We start from the raw sequence: 16,257 nt of genomic DNA, 5'->3' as shown, positions 1-16,257 counted from the left end.
TCGCGGCGCCCGTTCTTCATGTTTCAACTGCGCAGACCGATCACCAGATCCGCACGCGCTCTTCCGGCGCGATCCACAGCGGATCGGATTCGGTGATGTCGAACGCGTCGTACCAGGCGTCGATGTTGCGCAGCGGCGCGAACGCGCGGATCTGGCCCGGCGAATGGGTCCCGTTGACCAATTGCTGACGCAGCGCATCGTCGCGCCACAGCGTGCGCCACACCTGCGCCCAACCCATGAACAGCCGCTGCTCGCCGCTGAAGCCGTCGATCTCCGGTGCCGGCTGACCGTCCAGCGAACGCCGGTACGCCTCCAGTGCGATCGTCAGACCGCCCAGATCGCCGATGTTCTCGCCCATCGAGACGCGACCGTTGATGTGCATGCCCGGCAGTTCCGGGAAGGTGTACGCCTCGTACTGCGCGCCTAGCCTGGCCGCCTGCGCTTCGAACTTCGCCGCGTCCTCGGCCGTCCACCAGTCGCGCAGCACGCCCTGGCCGTCCGACTTGCGACCCTGATCGTCGAAACCGTGGATGATCTCGTGACCGATCACACCACCGATCGCACCGTAGTTCACGGCCGGATCGGCATCGGGATCGAAGAACGGCGGCTGCAGGATCGCGGCCGGGAACACGATCTCGTTCTTGACCGCGTTGTAGTAGGCGTTGACCGTCTGCGGGGTCATGCCCCACTCGGCCTTGTCCACCTGCTGGCCGATGCGGTTGCGGCGGTAGTCCCACTCGAACGCAGCCGAACGTTGCGCGTTGCCGAACACGTCACCGTTGACCACCTGCAAACCGCTGTAATCGCGCCAGTCATCCGGATGGCCGATCTTGAGCCCGAAGTTCTGCAGCTTGGCGTGCGCTTCGGCCTTGGTCTCGTCGCCCATCCAGTCGAGCTGGTCCAGGCGCGCGCCCATCGCCGTCTTCACATTGGCGACCAGCTCGTCCATCTTGGCCTTGGCATCGGGCGGGAAATACATCTGCACGTAGTCGCGGCCGATCGCCTCGCCCATGGCGCGCTCGGCGAACTCCACGCTGCGCTTCCAGCGCTCGCGCTGCTCCGGCTGCCCGGAGAGGAACTTGGAGCGGAACTCGAACTGCGCGTCGGCGAAGTCCGACGACAGCACCGGCGCCACGTTGTCGACGGTCTGGAACGCCTGCCAGGCCTGCAGCGTGGCGACATCGGTGGCGGCGAAGATCGCGGCCATCTTCGGCACTGCGGTGTCCTGGCGGACCACCGCCACCTCGGCGTGATCGACGCCGGCCGCCGTGAAGAAGGTGCTCCAGGGGAAACCCGGCGCCGCGTCGTCGAACTCGGCCGTGGCCAGCGGGTTGTAGGTCTTGTCGCGGTCGCGGCTCTCGGCGCGCGTCCAGTGCGCCTGCGCCAGTTCGGTCTCCATCGCCACGATCGCCTGCGCGCTGGTCTCGGGATCGGCCCAGCCGACCAGGCCCAGCAACTGCGCCACGTAGGCCTGGTAGCGCTCGCGCTGCGGTGCGAAGCGCGTATCGATATACATCTCGCGATCGCCCAGGCCCAGGCCGCCCTGGCTCAGGTACAGCGTGTAGACATCCGGGTTGCGCTGGTCGTCGGAGACGAACAGGCCGAAGAAACTGCGGCCGAAATCGCCGCTGCTCGCCCCCATCAGGCGCGCCTGCGCGTCGTGGGTGTCGGCGGCGCGGATCGCCGCCAGGTAAGGTTCCAGCGGCTGCGCGCCGAGCGCCTCGATCGTCGCCTCGTCCATGAAACCCTGGTAGAGCGCGGCGATCTTGGCGCCGTCGCCGTCCACGGCCGGATTTCCGAGTTCGTAGCCTTCCAGCTGGCTGCGCAACCGGGCCTCGGACAGGTCGCGCAGAATGGCGAACGCACCGTAGTTGGAACGGTCAGACGGAATCGGCGTATTCGCCGCCCAGGTGCCGCTCACGTAACCGAAGAAGTCCTCGCCCGGGCGCTTGCTGGTGTCCATGCCCGCGGTGTCGATGCCCCAGGTGCCGAACTTCGGCGCCTCGACGGTCGCACTGCCGCCTTCCGCGTCGGGCGCAGCGTGGAACAGGGCCAGCATGTCGCAGGCGTCGTCAAGGCAAGGGCGGGCTTCGTGGGCCGAGGCCAGCGGCGCGGCGGTGCTCAGCGCCAATGCGGTGGCGAGGGTCAACAAGGACTTCTTCATGCACTTCTCCGATGGGAACGACGGGTTGCCTCGCGGGCACCCAGCCCGGCAGGATAGCGTCGCCGGCCGACGGCTGCAGTGGGCCAGAAGTCCCGGGGTAGGCGAACCGCGGCCGTGCGGGCGATCCCGCGAACGCCATGGTCCATCTTCACATCGTCGACGCCGGCACCGCGCACCGTCGCGGACCACACCGCCCCGCAACGCCCGAGGAACTCCGATGGACGCCGACCGCCTGTTCCGTGGCCGCCTGATCGATCACCTGCAACTGGTTGTCCGCGATCTCGAGGCCAGCCGCCGCTTCTACGCCGCCATCCTCGAAGTGCTGGGGATCCCGATCGGCGGCGGGGGCGATGGCTACTTCTGGGCGGACGAACTGGTCGTGTCCTCGGCCGGGAGCGAAGCGGCGCAAGGGACGTTGACCGGCCGCCATCATTTCGCGTTCCAGGCAGGCGATCGCGAGATCGTCGCCGCCTGCCACCGCGCGGCGCTGGACGCCGGCGGGCGCGACAACGGCGCACCCGGCTTGCGCCCCCACTACCACCCCGACTACTACGCCGCCTTCGTCCTCGACCCCGACGGCAACAACATCGAATTCGCCCACCACGGACCGGCGCACCGCAGTGTGCCGGCGGTGGAGATCAGGTTCTAACGCATCCGATACTCAGGTAGGCAGCATGCGTGGCGCGGCCGATCCCGGGCACGCCATGGCGGCCGTCTGCACAGGCCCCTCCGATCGCGGCTCGCTGACCGGTGAGGGAACGACGTCCCCGGCCACGCGCACCCGGCCGCGGCCGGCCCCCTTCGCCGCGTACATGGCCCGGTCGGCATGCGACAGCAGACGGCTCAGTTCGTAGCCCCCGCCCGCCGTGTCGGCGACACCGAAGCTCGCGCTCAAGCGGATATCGTGACCGCTCGCCGCGGTATCGACCTCGATCAACCGCTGCAGTAGCGTTTCGGCGACGCCCCGCCCCACCTGTACGTCGGCGCCGGGCAACAGGATCGCGAACTCCTCGCCCCCCAGGCGGGCGATGCAACTGCCTGCCGGGCTTGCTTCGCGGCAGGCCCTGGCGACCTCGGCGAGCACCCAGTCGCCGGCCGCATGTCCGAACCGGTCGTTGACCTGCTTGAAGTAATCCAGATCCAGCATCACCAACGCGGCACGATCCCGCGTACGGCGATGCTCCTCCAGCACCCGTTGCGCCTGCCCGGTGAAATGGCCGCGGTTGCTCAGTCCCGTCAGAGTGTCCGTCTCGGCCAAGCGCTGCAGGCGCATTTGGAGGCGCTTGGTCTTGTACGCCCAGTACGCGATGCTGACCAGCAGAAACGACAGCAGCAACGCCATCGCCAGCCACAACCTCGCACGCTGCCGGGTGAGCGTTTGCTCGAGCTCGAGCCACGCGTTCTGCTGTGCGAGCAGCTCGATCTGCTGGGCCTGCTGCTGCGACTGGTGACGCACGATCTGATGGGCCATCTCCCGGGACCGCACGTCGCTCAAATAGGCGCGCTGGGCTTCCGCATACTTTCTGTACACCGGCAGGATGACCGCCGGATCGCCGCCGGCTTCGGCCGCCTCGTAGATCAACCGCCAGGCGCCGACGAGCGCCTCGGAACCACGGATCGAACTCTCGTGTTGGACCGAGCGTCGGGCATGTTCGAGTGCGGCGGCTGTATCGGCGAGTTCGGAATGGATCGCGGCGAGCTGGGCGTGGTAGTGGCCGGTCAGAAACGAGTAGCCGATGCCCTCGACGGCTGGCAAGGCACCCTCGATCATCGCCAGCGCTTCGTCCAGACGGCCCACGCGCGCCCACTCCCTGGCCACGTGCAGACGGGCAAGCCCCGAGAAGATCGGCTCCCCGAGCGCATCGCAGCCAAGCAGCACATCGGACGAATAGTCGTCTCCGAACCCTTCCGCCAGACCGACCCGTCCCTCCATGACGACGATCTCCGCAGCGCACCGGTTGCGTGCGTCCGGGCCGCCCGCCAGGACCTCCTCTGCGTAGCGGATTCCCAGCCCGTACTCGCCCGTTTGGCTGTAGACGGAGGCGGCGACCATCAAGCCGCGATGCAACAGGCTCGGGTCGTCACCCACGGCATCGCGGAGCGCCAGCATCGATTCGGTCGCACGAAGCGCGTTGGTGAAGTCGCGCATGACCACGTACGCGTTTGCCATCATCGACCAGACGAGATAGTTCTCGCTGTCCGAGGAGGACGCCATCAGGTTGGAACCGGCCATGATGGCGACCGCCTCCTCGGGCCGGCCGAGGGTCATCTTGCGATGAGCCGTGATGATCTCGAACCGCCGCCGCTGCCGCTCGGTGCCATCGGGAAGCAGCGGCGCGGCCGCCTCGATGATCTCATCGAGGCGTTGGGTGTTCGCGGTCCTGGCGGCTTCGGCCTCGGCCAGCATCGCATCCAGTCCGCCCTCCACCGCCCGCGCCGCAGAGGGGTAGAGGCAGCTGGCGAACACCATCGACACCGCCAGCAGTGCGTGGCAGGGGCGCATCATGAGCAGAATCCTTTCCATCTCGCGATCGGATCAGCGGGACTCCCGGTCTCCCCGCTCGTCGTCATCCTCGTTCTCCGAAGGCGACTCATCCTCACCCTCCTCCCCGTCCGGCGTCATGATCAGACAAGAGAACACGACGGGTGCTTCGGCACGCTCGGACAACATCGCCCGACCCGCCGCCTCCAGCCTGTCCCGGACCGCCTCGCGCGTCGCGTCGGCCCCATCTTCGTCCGACATTGCGGCGTGGGGGTTGGCCCCCAACTGCTCAAGATACGAAATTGCGTCCACGAATCCCCCTCTTCTTGGTTGAAACCCGCGGCACGATCGTGCCGCGGGCGGTGCCACCCGGCCTGTGGTCAGGCCGGTACTTCGCCGAGCGACGATTCAAGCTCGGCAATTCTTGCCCTCATCGCCTCATCCCGCTTCATCGGCGCCGCCGGCGGCAGCACCAACGTACTGTGCATCGTAGGCGTCGCGTCCCTCAGTTTGGAGAGTGCGAAATGCTCGATGCGCGCAGCCCTGATCGGCAGGGTCGCCGCTTCGTACAGCGTGACGACGTGACTACTCGGATAGATCGCGGAGAGTTTCTCGACCAGCAGGCCGCGATGTGCCGGGCCGGTGCGGGTCCGCGTCACGGATACATCGCCCGCGACGCCGATCTGCCACAGGATCAGATAGGACGACGGGTCGATCGTCCGCTCGTACAGCATGTATTGACTGGTCTCGAAGTGCTGGCACCCCGTCCGCCCCGGGTCGATGCCCAGATCCGCGTACAGACAATCCTCGGCGGAGACGGCCGCCTCCATGTGAGCTTCGTGCCCTTCCTCGCGCGCCTGTGCGATGGCCTTGTGCGGCACCGTTGCGAAGACCCCTGGATGACCGTAGAAGACACCACAGACCCGGCGCCCCGCGCGCACCTCGTCCACCATCAGCGACACCATGCGGCGATAGGTATCGTGCCGCGAGCGGCCATCAGCGTAGCAGTGCTGCAGGCTGCGCACGTCCGGATGCATACGCTGCACCCAGATCTCCACCAACGGGTCCGACACCGCCGCGAACACCACCTCCGCGTGGGCGATTTCGCTCCTCGCCCTCGGCGTGAGATGCGCTCCGAGCATCATGCCCACGCCGACACATGCCAACCGTCCCCTGTCCACCACACGTCACCTGTCCGGAATTCGAAAAACCCGCATCCCTTGGAAACATCCCGCAACCGCGGTCAGCCGCTCCTCCACCAGCGAAATCCGTCGCGCATACCATCGTCGACGAATCCCAGCCTTCCCATCAACGCGACCACCCGTTCGTTCGACGCCCGGTGCTGGACCCGCAGCGCCCCCCCGGACGGCCCGATCCAGGACAGCAAGCCGGCCACCGCTTCCGCCGCGTAGCCGCCGCCCTGGCTCTCGACCGAAAACAGCAGGCCCAGCTCGCCGGTCGGTTCGTCCCCGTTCGACCGCACGCTCATCAGGCCCAGCCGCGCCCCGCGCCCAGTGTGCTCCACCATCCACAGCCGCGCCAGACCACTCGCGTCCGCCCAGGCCGCCACGAACCGCTCGAGCAGACGCCCCGACGCCTTCCCGCCCAACGTGGGACCGACATGGCGCATCACCTCCGGATCGGCATACAGGGCCGCATGGAAGGCATCGTCGTCGGACCGGACCGGGCGAATATGCAGCCGCTCGGTGGCGAACGCCGCGGGCCAGGTGGATCCGCTCACGCTAGGGCGCCCCGGCCTGCTCGGCCAGCGCGTGCAGCAGATCCACGTAGGCCTTCTCCACCTCGGCCAGCCCGGCCGCGTTCACGCCGTCGGCGGGACGGATCACCATGTACTCGTTGGGTGCGTGCGCGCCCGAGCCGTGGCCAAGGCCGCCGAGCACGAACGGCAGGTCCAGGGTGCGGGTGAACTGGTAGAACGGCGCGCTGCCGGCCAGCCAGGGCGACACCCGGGGTACCACGCCGTACTTGTTGAAGACGCCGATCGAGGCCTGTACCAGCGGCGTGTCGACGCCGGTGGCCGCGGCCGGGTAGCCCGACAGCCGGCGCAGGGTCACGTCCTCGAAGCCACCGGCGTCCAGGTGCGCGCGGATCATCCGCTCGGCGACGTCCGGCTCCAGCCCCGGCGGCAGGCGCGAGTCGATCTTGGCGGTGGCCACGTGGGGCAGGATGGTCATCATCCCCTCGCCGCCGTAGCCCGACCAGATGCCGTTGATGTTGAGCGTGGGGTCGTAGAGCAGGCGCACCAGCGCGTCGCGCCCCTCGATGCCGTCGATCCACCGCGAGACGCCGAGCTGGCGCTGCACGCCGGCATCGTCGGCCGTCGCCGCCAGCGCGTTGATCAGGCGCTGCTCGTCCAGGCTCGGCGCGCGCACCTGGTCGTAGTAGCCGGGCACGGCGATGGTGTTGCCGTCGGCGTCGGTCAGCGAGGCGATCGCCTGCACCAGCCGCAGCGCCGGGGAGTCCACCAGGGCCTTGTAGGAACCGTGGATCTCCGCGCGCATCGGGCCGCCGCGCTCGCCACCGCGCGCTTCCAGCTCGAAGTAGACGATGCCCTTCACGCCGAGCGGCAGGGCGATCTCGCCCGCGGAGGTCTGCGCGTTGGCCGGAAAGAAGGCGCCGTCGGCCTGCCGCAGGCGGTCGATCCAGGGTTCCAGGACCGCACCGAAGTTGGGCGAGCCGAGCTCCTCCTCGCCCTCGGCGACGACGTACAGATTCACCGGCAGGGTGCCGTCGGCCTTGAGCATGGCGTCGACGGCGTTGAGGAAGGCGCGTTGCGGGCCCTTCTGGTTGGTGGCGCCGCGCGCCATCAATACCGTGCCGAGCTCGTGGTCTACCAGCTCGCCTGCGAACGGGTCGCCGATCTGCCAGTCGGCCTCGATCGGTTGCACGTCGTACATCATGTAGACGACCAGGGTGTGCGGCGCACCCGCATCGTAGTACCCGAGCACGCCGGGATGGCCGGGCGTCTCCACCAGCTCCACGTCCCGGAATCCGAGACCGCGCAGGTCGTCGGCCACCAGGCGCGCCATGGCGTCGATCCCGTCGTCCTGCGCACTGATGGAGCGTTGCCGGACCCAGCGCTGCAGGTGCGCGACGTGTTCGTCCAGGTCCGCATCGATGCGCGCGTAGGCCGCGGCGTGATCGCCCGCATAGGCAGGCACCGCGGCCGCGTCGAATGCCTCGTCGGTCTGGAATGTACGCTCCGGCCGCGCCGCATGCGCGGCAGTCGCCATCAACGCGCCCACCAGCAGCGCCAGCGTGCAACAGCGGAACCGTGTCTTCGACTGCATAGTGCCCCCTCCCCCTCGAGTGATGCCCGATCTTAACGCCGACTGCGGGACCTCGCGGCGGGACGCGCCTTCCGTCCTGTCCCGGTACGTCGGCACCGGCGCCGGGGCGGCGCCCGGAAACCCCCAGCGCCTACAATCGGCGCACGTCCACCCGGAGTTCCGGATGACCGCCGCCATCGTCGCCTTGTCCCCGCTGCAGGTCGCCGCTGCCGGTGTGGCCGGATTCGGCCTGCTGTACGCGGTGGCCGGCGTCGGCACCTGGTGGCTGGTGCGCACGGCGCTGCCACGGATCGGCTGGGGCGGTCCGATCGATCCGCGGCCGCCGGCGCCCGGACAGATCCGGCGCGAGATCTTCGCATCGACGGGGTCGATCCTGGTGTTCGGCATCGGCCTGTTGCTGCCCTGGGCGCTGTTGGTCATGGGATGGGCCAACCTGGCGTGGCACGCGCCGGGCTGGCGGATCGCGCTGGAGATCGCTCTCCTGTTCCTGTGGAACGAACTGCACTTCTACGCCTGCCATCGGCTCTTGCACACGCGGCCGCTGCGCCGTGTCCACGCCCACCACCATCGCTCGCACGTCCCCACCCCCTTCTCCACCTACGCCTTCCATCCGGTGGAGGCCGCGATGCTGGGCAGCGTGCCGCTGTTGCCGATGCTGGCGCATGACTTCAGCCCGTGGGCGTTGCTGGCGTTGCCGGTGATGAGCATCGCGCTCAACGCCTTCGGCCACAGCAACTACGAGATCGGCCGCCGCCGGCCGGCGACGGGCTGGGCCGCCGCCAGCCGGCGCCATCAACAGCACCACGCCCACTACCACGGCAATTTCGGTTTTCTGCTCGGCGCCTTCGACCGCTGGTTCGGTACCGCGCTTCCGGATCGCGACACGCCCCCCCGGCCTGTGCGAACGCCGCCCGCCTCCCACTGACGAGAGCTGCATGCCCACCGCATTCGAACGGACCTGGATCGAAGGCACCGGCGCCCACCTGCCCGGACCCGCCGTGGACAACACGGCGATGGACGCCTACATCGCCCCCCTCAACCGGCTGTCGTCGCGCATCAAGCGCCGGATCCTGGCCGAAAACGGCATCCTGAGCCGCCATTACGCGATCGGCGACGACGGCACCACGCGCGTGTCGTGCGCAGGCATGGCCGCCGCCGCCCTGCGCGCCTGCCTGGACGACGCCGGAACCGACATCGGGCGGATCGGCATGCTCGCCTGCGGCACCGCCGGTGGCGATGCGTTGATGCCGGGATTCGCGAATATGGTGCAGGGCGAACTCGGCGCCCCGCCGATGCAGACCCTGTCCGCGCACGGCATCTGCGCATCCGGCGTCGGCGCCTGGGAAGCGGCGGCCGCCGCTGTGGAGCTGGGCGCGCATGCGAACGCGCTGGTCGCCGCCGCGGAGATGCCGTCGCGGCTGTTCCGGCGCGGCCGCTACGCCGCACACGGCTACGACGCCGATTTCGACGCGCATTTCCTGCGCTGGATGCTGTCCGACGGTGCCGGCGCGCTGCGGCTGACGGCGACGCCGCGGCGCGACCGCCCGATCCGGCTGCGCCTGCGCGGCCTCCATCAGCGCTCGTTCTCCGGCGACTATCCGGTCTGCATGCAGCTCGGGCTGACCCCGGACCGCAGCCGTTCGCACCTCGACTACGACGCCTGGGCGGACGCCGAGGCCGACGGCGCACTGTTCCTGCGCCAGGACATCCGCCTGCTGCCGCATCTGTTCGATGTCGGGGTGCACGAATACGCGAGCCTGTGCCACGCCGGCTGGATCGACCCGGCGCGGATCGACCATTTCCTGTGCCACTACTCGTCGGAGAAGTTCGCGCCGGTGGTCGACACGCTGATGCACAAGGCCGGCCTGGCGATCCCGCGCGAGCGCTGGTACAGCAATCTCGTGCAGCGCGGCAATACCGGCTCCGCATCGATCTTCGTGATGCTCGACGAATTCCTGCGCACCCGCGATCCGCAGCCCGGCGAGCGTATCCTCTGCTTCGTTCCGGAATCGGGCCGGTTCAGCGTGGCATTCGTGTTGATCGAGGTCGAGGACGGCGACGCGCCGCTGCCCGCGTCCGCGCAGCCCGGCCGGTCGCAGTCCAAGCCCATCGGGGCCACGCCATCGACAGTCCCCGAAGCGGCGACCGATGCCGTGCGGCGCACTGCGGCCGACGCGGTCCCGCCACCGCACGACCCGGCGGCCGCCCCGGCCCCGTTGCGCCACGTGCTCGGCGAGCTGGCCACGCTGTGGCACGACTACCGGTCGCGGGTGTGGCGCACACCGCTGGTGCGCACGCTTCATGCGGGCGGATTCGGTACCGCACATTACCTGCAATGGATGCGCGACTGGATCCCGCAGGTGCGCGAGGGCAGCAAGTGGATGCGCGAAGGCGCGGCATCGGTGAGCGCGCCGTATCAGGATCTCGCGGCGCTGATCGAGCTGCATGCCGGCGACGAGCAGGACGACTACGCGATCCTGTTCGACGATTACCGCCGTGCCGGCGGCCGCGTCGACGACATCGACCGCCTGCACCGCAACCCGGGAGGCGAGGCGCTCAATGCCTACCTGCACGCGCTGGCCGCCACGCCCAACCCGATCGGCCTGCTCGGGGCGATCTACATCATCGAGGGCACCGGCCAACGCATCATCCCGGCGCTGCTGCCGCTGATGAAACGCGCCCTGCCGCTGCCGGCGGATGCGTTCCGCTTCCTCGACTACCACGGCGAGAACGACGAGCATCACCTGCTGCGCTGGCTGCGTGGCGTGGAGATCGCACTCGCCCACGACGATGCGGACGGCCGCAACGTGCGCGCCATCGTGCAGACCGCGCACCGCACCGCGCAGCTCTACCTGATGCAGTTCGAACACGTGCTCGGCGCCGACGCCGTGCCGGAGCCTTCGCCATGACCTCGACGCCGGATTTCCTGTCCCAGCCGCACGACCCTCGCGATCCCAACCCGTGGCTGGCGCTCTATCTCGACCGCAGCACGCCGATCGACGACGAGGTCAAGCGCGCCTGGCTCGCGGATTCGAGTTCGCGTTCGCGCCAGTACATCCTGCCGTTCGTCCGCCCGCTGGCGCGCGCCCTGATCGTGCTGTTCCAGATCGCCAAAGTCTTCACGCCGCGCAAGATGGCGTTCTCGCGCACCCTGCACCGGTTGCTGGCCTGGGGCATGGAGCATTTCATCCGGCCCGAGGCGAACTGGCTGATCCTGCGTCACTTCCATCTCGGGTCGCAGGTGCTGTCGTTCATCGCCCGCAATGCGCCGGTGGACGTGCCGACCAACCCGTTGCGTCCCGACCGCATCGCCGATGTGCGCGAGGACATGTTCCTGGTCCACGACCTCAACCTGTACAACTTCATCATCCGCCTCAACCAGGCGCTCGATGCGGAAGGGGCGCGACTGATGCCGGTGGTCGATCCGGACCTGTCGATGATCGAGCGACCCGCACTGGAGCTCGACGCCATGCCGCGGCGCTGGCGCAACGTGCTCGATCTGCAGAGCGCGATCGAACTGTTCACCCCGATCTATCAACTGCTGCTCACCGATGACGATTTCTGGCGCGCGACCAATTCGCTGCAGCTCGACGAGACCATCGGCATCTACGCGGCCACCCTGCTGGATGCCCGCGAGCACCTGATCCTGGTCAACAACAAGCATCCGTTGCTGCCGATGTCGACATTGCGCGCCGGCTATCGCCTGAGCCTGCACGGCCTGTCGACGGAAATGCTGCACGCGTTCCTGATGCAGCTCAAAGCGACCCGCGACGCGCCCTCGGACGCCACGTAGACACCACGCGCGCGCGTGCTGCCGCGCAGCATCGCGCGTGCGCGGGTTCACGTCTTTTCACGATCACTGAACATCGTTTCGTGACCTGTCTCGCCAAACGACACATGCGTACCCGCGGACGTTGACAGCGCTGTCAGCGCATGACGACAGTCGATCCGCCCGACTCGGGCAATCCCCCGAATCACGACACCCCGAATCAACAGGAGAGTTCCATGGAACAGGATCGTCTGCGCCTGCTCGCCCTCCCGCTCGCCGCGCTCGTCGGCCTGGGCACGGCAGCCGTCGCCCAGGACACGTACGCCCAGACCCCGGTCTGGGAGGAGAACTTCAACGGCTCCAGCATCGACGGCAACAACTGGACCTACGACGTCGGCACCGGCTGCCAGGTCGGCATCTGCGGTTGGGGCAACGCCGAGATGCAGTACTACACCAGCCGACCGCAGAACGCGCGCATCGAGAACGGCAACCTGGTGATCGAGGCCCATCGCGAGAACTTCGAGGGCAGCCCGTTCACCTCCGCGCGCCTGAAGACCGAAGGCCGCATGCACTTCCGTTACGGCACGCTCGAGGCGCGCATCCGCCTGCCGGACGTCGGCAACGGCCTGTGGCCGGCCTACTGGATGCTCGGCGCGATCGGCGTCTGGCCCCAGCGCGGCGAGATCGACATCATGGAGGCCGGCAACGTCGACGCGATCAATGCCGGCCTCGCCAACCGCCGCATCGGCGCCGCGGTGCACTGGGACATCGACGGCAACTACGCGATGCACTACGACACCTGGGACAGCCCGGTCGATCTCAACAACGACTTCCATACCTATCGCCTGACCTGGGATCCGGAATACATCCGCGTCTCGATCGACGGCAACCAGTACTTCGAGTTCTTCATCGGCCAGCCCGCGCTGGACAACGCCTCACTGCAGGAATTCCATCAGCAGCACTTCCTGCTGTTGAACATGGCGGTGGGCGGCACCTATACCGGCATCACCGCCCCCGCGGGCATCACCGCACCGCTGCCGGGCCGCATGGAGATCGACTACATCCGGCTGTATCAGGATCACCCCGACAGCCAGCTCTACATCGGCAACGAATCCGCCGCACCGGCCGGCCGCTTCGGCGTGTTCACCGAGCAGTCCGGTCTCGCGGGCGCGCTGCAATTCGGCAACGATGCCGAGCTGTACCTGTGGAACAACCTGACCCCGATCGCATCTGCACCCTACGAGGGCGGCGAGCTGATGGCGTTCCGCGCAGCGGCGGGCGAGTGGTTCGGTGCGGGCATCCTGACCGACATCCGCAACATGTCCAACTATGCAGGCGGCAACCTCAAGCTGCACATGCGCACGACCACGCCGCACGTGTTCAAGATCGGCATCAGCACCTCGTTCGGCGACAGCTGGATCGACTTCGTCGACGGCGGTCAGCAGTACGGGTTGGTGCGCGACGGCAACTGGCACGAGGTGACCATCCCGTTCGATGCCTTCCACGATCTCGATCTGCACTCGGTGAAGCAGATGTTCATGGTCGTCGGCGACCCGCCGGGCTCCGACGTCGAACTCTTCATCGACAACGTGTACTACGAAAGCCCGTAAGGTTCGGCCGACGCGCGCGGCCCCGCCGCGCGCGTCTTCTCTCAAGGCGGTTCGGGGGGTTCGATGCCCCGGCGCTCGTGCAGCGGTCCCACCTCCTCCAGCCGCTGCACGAGCGTGTGTGTCGCACCTGGCGCCAGCGCCACGCGCTCGACGTCGAGATTGGCGGGTTCCACGCAGACGAATCCGTGCCAGTCCATCGCCCGCAGATCCACGGCGCGGGCGGCACCGGCCTCGCCCGGATTCCAGATCACGAGACCGCCGGCACCTTCGACGGTGAGCCGGATCCGGCGATCGAGCCGCGGATCGTCCAGCGCGTAGACACCGCCGCCGCCACGGTAGATCCGATCGCTGCGACCTGGATCCGGCGCATCGGACAGCCGCCAGTCTCCCGACTGACGGTCGCGGCGGTAGTCGTCGTTCTTGTCCAGGTACGCGAGGCCGTCGACGCCGGACACGCTCACGGCATCGGCGTCGCCGACGCGCAGATAATTGTGCAACGCCTGCGAAAACACGACCGTGGCCGCTCCGGTGTTGCGGGTGACCAGACGCTGCTCCAGGACACGCCCCACACGAAGCTCCATGCGCAGCGCCAGCGGCAGGCCCTGGAGCGCAGGTGGCGCCATCGCGATCGCGACGCTGCCATCGGCCTCCGCGCGCACCTCCAGCACCTGCCACGACAGCGTGCGCACGAGACCGTGCGCGGGCACGTCGGCAGTCTGCCCCTCGCGACCGAAATAGGGCCAGATCACCGGAATCCCGCCGCGGATCGGCTCGGGGGCCGGCCTCGAGGCCGACGACACCCAAAGCAGATCGCGGCCGCCGGCCGGCACGAACGACAGCACATGACCGCCGAACAAGGCGATCGCCGCCTTCGCATCGGCGGTGTCGACCAGCAGGGCCCGATGCCCCGCGAACTCGCCCAGCCGCACACCGGGCACGCTGGGCAGTTTCGGATCCGCCTGGGCGGTGGACGCTTCGAGCCGGCGTCGGGCGTAATCGCCGGGCAGCGCGAAGGCGGTCGCCGCATCGATCGCGGGCGCGCCGCCGTCGTGCCCGGCGACGATCCTCGCCGCGCCGGGATGCGCCGGCCCGGCCGCACAGCCGGCCAGGCCCACCGCCACGAGCGTCAGGCGCGTCCCGCGAACGAGCGCCTGCCGCCATCGTCGGTGGTGTGCCATGCCGATGTCTCCACGTCCCTCCAGGACCCGCATGATCTCCGGCGCACTCCATGCGGACAAGCCACGGCGACCGCGACCGTAACGCCGGAGCGCGATGCCCCTGCCCGCGCACGGTGCACGACGGACACGGCGTCGACGGGATCGCCCTGCCGTACCGTTGACGTCGGGCCGATCATCATGTGGCTCTCGTTCCGATGGAGTTCCACACATGGGCATGCTTGTCGACGGCCACTGGGAACCGGACACCGACCGCTTGGTCGACGCTGCCGGTCGCCTGCAGCGCCCGGATGCCGCGTTCCGCAACTGGATCACCCCGGACGGCCGCCCAGGCCCCACCGGGGAAGGCGGCTTTCCCGCGGAGCAGGGCCGCTATCACCTGTACGTCGCACGCGCCTGCCCCTGGGCCCATCGCACCACGATCTTCCGTGAACTCAAGGGGCTGCAGGACGGCATCGGCCTCTCGGTCACGCACTGGCTGATGGCCGACCGCGGCTGGACGTTCGATCCGGCGCCCGGCGTCGTGCCCGACACCGTCAACGGCGCAGAGGCCGTCTGGCAACTCTACACGCGCTCGAAATCCGACTACACCGGCCGGGTCAGCGTGCCGGTGTTGTGGGACAGGCAGCGTGGCTGCATCGTCAGCAACGAATCGGCCGATATCATCCGCATGTTCAACAGCGCCTTCGACGCCGTCGGGGCCGCGGAAGGCGACTACTGGCCGGCTGAGCTTCGCGACGACATCGAGACCCTCAACACACGCATCTACGACGGCCTCAACAACGGCGTCTACAAGGCCGGTTTCGCCACCGAGCAGGCGCCCTACGATCGCGCCGTGGCCGGCGTCTTCGAGACCCTGGACTGGCTCGAGGACCATCTCGCCTCGCGGCGCTATCTGTGCGGCGAGACGCTCACCGAGGCCGACTGGCGGCTGTTCACCACGCTGATGCGCTTCGACCCGGTCTATCACGGCCACTTCAAATGCAACCTACGCCAGCTGACCGACTATCCCGCCCTGTGGGACTACACGCGTCGTTTGTACGCGCACCCGGCCGTGGCGCCCACGGTGGACCTCGCGCACATCAAGAAGCACTACTACCAGAGCCATCGTCAAATCAATCCGACCGGCATCGTGCCGATGGGTCCGGAGATCGATTTCACTCCGCCCGCGGACTGACCCGCCGTCCCCCGCGTCCCGGACGTCCGGTCAACGCGCCCGGACGCTGGGTCAACACGCCGCCACGATGCACGCGCATGCTGGCACCCAGCCCGGTCGCCGACCGGCCCGAACGAACACCAGGAGACTCCCATGTCCATCGATACCGTGCTCTACACCGCCACCGCCAGCGCCACCGGCGGCCGCGAAGGTCAGGCGGCCTCGTCCGACGGCGCCCTCGACGTCAAGCTCTCCACCCCGCGCGAGCTCGGTGGCGCGGGCGGCGACGGCACCAATCCCGAACAGCTGTTCGCGGCGGGATACTCGGCCTGCTTCCTCGGCGCGCTGAAGTTCGTCGCCGGCCAGCAGAAGGTCGCGCTGCCGGACGACACCCGGGTCACCGGCCAGGTCGGCATCGGCAAGATCCCGACCGGCTTCGGCATCGAAGTCGCCTTGACCATCCACGCCCCCGGCCTGGCGCGCGAGCAGTTGGAAGCGCTGGTGGAAAAGGCCCATGTCGTGTGCCCCTACTCCAACGCGACCCGCGGCAACATCGACGTCGCCCTGACCGTCGAGACCTGAGCGCCGAC

Annotated in this window: 14 protein-coding genes; 7 read left to right on the top strand and 7 right to left on the bottom strand. The window is 68.5% G+C overall.

Features of this window, described 5'->3' with window-relative positions; translation table 11 throughout:
- Nucleotides 1-40: 40 nt before the first annotated feature.
- Nucleotides 41-2,164 carry a M13 family metallopeptidase gene (locus RG19_RS06175; protein ID WP_058834508.1) on the bottom strand — a complete coding sequence of 708 codons (2,124 nt, stop codon included), beginning with the start codon at nucleotides 2,162-2,164 and terminating at the stop codon, nucleotides 41-43.
- Between the two features lie 217 nt (nucleotides 2,165-2,381).
- On the opposite strand from RG19_RS06175, the gene RG19_RS06170 reads away from it, so the two are divergent.
- Nucleotides 2,382-2,813, top strand: coding sequence for a VOC family protein (locus RG19_RS06170; protein WP_058834507.1), 432 nt, complete (start codon nucleotides 2,382-2,384; stop codon nucleotides 2,811-2,813).
- Between the two features lie 12 nt (nucleotides 2,814-2,825).
- On the opposite strand, the gene RG19_RS06165 is transcribed toward RG19_RS06170, so the two are convergent.
- The 5 genes from RG19_RS06165 to RG19_RS06145 form a co-directional block, all read right to left on the bottom strand.
- Nucleotides 2,826-4,688, bottom strand: a complete 1,863-nt coding sequence (locus RG19_RS06165; RefSeq protein ID WP_058834506.1) for a GGDEF domain-containing protein — start codon at nucleotides 4,686-4,688, stop codon at nucleotides 2,826-2,828.
- A gap of 12 nt (nucleotides 4,689-4,700) precedes the next feature.
- A complete protein-coding gene (locus RG19_RS06160) occupies nucleotides 4,701-4,958 on the bottom strand; it encodes a hypothetical protein (RefSeq protein WP_058834505.1) in 258 nt (85 codons plus the stop codon).
- A gap of 68 nt (nucleotides 4,959-5,026) precedes the next feature.
- Nucleotides 5,027-5,827: an SAM-dependent methyltransferase gene (locus RG19_RS06155; RefSeq protein WP_082672798.1), complete on the bottom strand. Its 801-nt coding sequence runs from the start codon at nucleotides 5,825-5,827 to the stop codon at nucleotides 5,027-5,029.
- A gap of 62 nt (nucleotides 5,828-5,889) precedes the next feature.
- A complete protein-coding gene (locus tag RG19_RS06150; RefSeq protein ID WP_058834503.1) occupies nucleotides 5,890-6,387 on the bottom strand; it encodes a GNAT family N-acetyltransferase in 498 nt (165 codons plus the stop codon).
- A 1-nt stretch (nucleotide 6,388) separates the two neighbouring features.
- Complete coding sequence (locus RG19_RS06145; RefSeq protein ID WP_058834502.1) at nucleotides 6,389-7,957, bottom strand: M20/M25/M40 family metallo-hydrolase; 1,569 nt, start codon at nucleotides 7,955-7,957, stop codon at nucleotides 6,389-6,391.
- A 163-nt stretch (nucleotides 7,958-8,120) separates the two neighbouring features.
- Between RG19_RS06145 and RG19_RS06140 the strand changes: the two genes are divergently transcribed.
- The 4 genes from RG19_RS06140 to RG19_RS06125 all read left to right on the top strand — a co-directional run bounded on the left by RG19_RS06140 (nucleotide 8,121) and on the right by RG19_RS06125 (nucleotide 13,336).
- Nucleotides 8,121-8,882, top strand: coding sequence for a sterol desaturase family protein (locus RG19_RS06140; RefSeq protein WP_058834501.1), 762 nt, complete (start codon nucleotides 8,121-8,123; stop codon nucleotides 8,880-8,882).
- Between the two features lie 10 nt (nucleotides 8,883-8,892).
- Nucleotides 8,893-10,866: a StlD/DarB family beta-ketosynthase gene (locus RG19_RS06135; RefSeq protein WP_058834500.1), complete on the top strand. Its 1,974-nt coding sequence runs from the start codon at nucleotides 8,893-8,895 to the stop codon at nucleotides 10,864-10,866.
- Nucleotides 10,863-11,750, top strand: a complete 888-nt coding sequence (locus tag RG19_RS06130) for a DUF6999 family protein (protein ID WP_058834499.1) — start codon at nucleotides 10,863-10,865, stop codon at nucleotides 11,748-11,750. Before RG19_RS06135 ends, RG19_RS06130 begins: the two co-directional genes overlap by 4 nt.
- A gap of 212 nt (nucleotides 11,751-11,962) precedes the next feature.
- Nucleotides 11,963-13,336 carry a glycoside hydrolase family 16 protein gene (locus tag RG19_RS06125; protein WP_058834498.1) on the top strand — a complete coding sequence of 458 codons (1,374 nt, stop codon included), beginning with the start codon at nucleotides 11,963-11,965 and terminating at the stop codon, nucleotides 13,334-13,336.
- A gap of 41 nt (nucleotides 13,337-13,377) precedes the next feature.
- Here the strand turns inward: RG19_RS06125 and RG19_RS06120 are convergent, their stop codons facing one another.
- Nucleotides 13,378-14,514: a D-hexose-6-phosphate mutarotase gene (locus tag RG19_RS06120; RefSeq protein ID WP_082672518.1), complete on the bottom strand. Its 1,137-nt coding sequence runs from the start codon at nucleotides 14,512-14,514 to the stop codon at nucleotides 13,378-13,380.
- 208 nt (nucleotides 14,515-14,722) lie between these two features.
- Between RG19_RS06120 and RG19_RS06115 the strand changes: the two genes are divergently transcribed.
- Together RG19_RS06115 and RG19_RS06110 are read left to right on the top strand one after the other, a co-directional pair.
- The gene (locus RG19_RS06115; protein ID WP_058834497.1) at nucleotides 14,723-15,688 is read left to right on the top strand and encodes a glutathione S-transferase family protein; all 966 of its coding nucleotides are present in this window, start codon (nucleotides 14,723-14,725) and stop codon (nucleotides 15,686-15,688) included.
- A gap of 132 nt (nucleotides 15,689-15,820) precedes the next feature.
- Entirely contained in the window at nucleotides 15,821-16,249 is a 429-nt protein-coding gene (locus tag RG19_RS06110) for an organic hydroperoxide resistance protein (protein WP_058834496.1), read from the top strand.
- The last annotated feature ends 8 nt before the right edge of the window (nucleotides 16,250-16,257 follow it).

It is taken from the genome of Luteimonas abyssi (assembly GCF_001482195.1).
GTDB classification, from domain to species: Bacteria; Pseudomonadota; Gammaproteobacteria; order Xanthomonadales; family Xanthomonadaceae; genus Luteimonas; species Luteimonas abyssi.
Note: the sequence above shows the minus strand (reverse complement) of the source record. Positions and strands in the feature narration are given on the sequence as shown.

Coding starts and splice junctions, on each gene's coding strand:
- RG19_RS06175 (WP_058834508.1), bottom strand. CDS start 2,164: ATGAAGAAGTCCTTGTTGACCCTCGCCACCGCATTGGCGCTGAGCACC.
- RG19_RS06170 (WP_058834507.1), top strand. CDS start 2,382: ATGGACGCCGACCGCCTGTTCCGTGGCCGCCTGATCGATCACCTGCAA.
- RG19_RS06165 (WP_058834506.1), bottom strand. CDS start 4,688: ATGGAAAGGATTCTGCTCATGATGCGCCCCTGCCACGCACTGCTGGCG.
- RG19_RS06145 (WP_058834502.1), bottom strand. CDS start 7,957: ATGCAGTCGAAGACACGGTTCCGCTGTTGCACGCTGGCGCTGCTGGTG.
- RG19_RS06140 (WP_058834501.1), top strand. CDS start 8,121: ATGACCGCCGCCATCGTCGCCTTGTCCCCGCTGCAGGTCGCCGCTGCC.
- RG19_RS06135 (WP_058834500.1), top strand. CDS start 8,893: ATGCCCACCGCATTCGAACGGACCTGGATCGAAGGCACCGGCGCCCAC.
- RG19_RS06130 (WP_058834499.1), top strand. CDS start 10,863: ATGACCTCGACGCCGGATTTCCTGTCCCAGCCGCACGACCCTCGCGAT.
- RG19_RS06125 (WP_058834498.1), top strand. CDS start 11,963: ATGGAACAGGATCGTCTGCGCCTGCTCGCCCTCCCGCTCGCCGCGCTC.
- RG19_RS06120 (WP_082672518.1), bottom strand. CDS start 14,514: ATGGCACACCACCGACGATGGCGGCAGGCGCTCGTTCGCGGGACGCGC.
- RG19_RS06115 (WP_058834497.1), top strand. CDS start 14,723: ATGGGCATGCTTGTCGACGGCCACTGGGAACCGGACACCGACCGCTTG.
- RG19_RS06110 (WP_058834496.1), top strand. CDS start 15,821: ATGTCCATCGATACCGTGCTCTACACCGCCACCGCCAGCGCCACCGGC.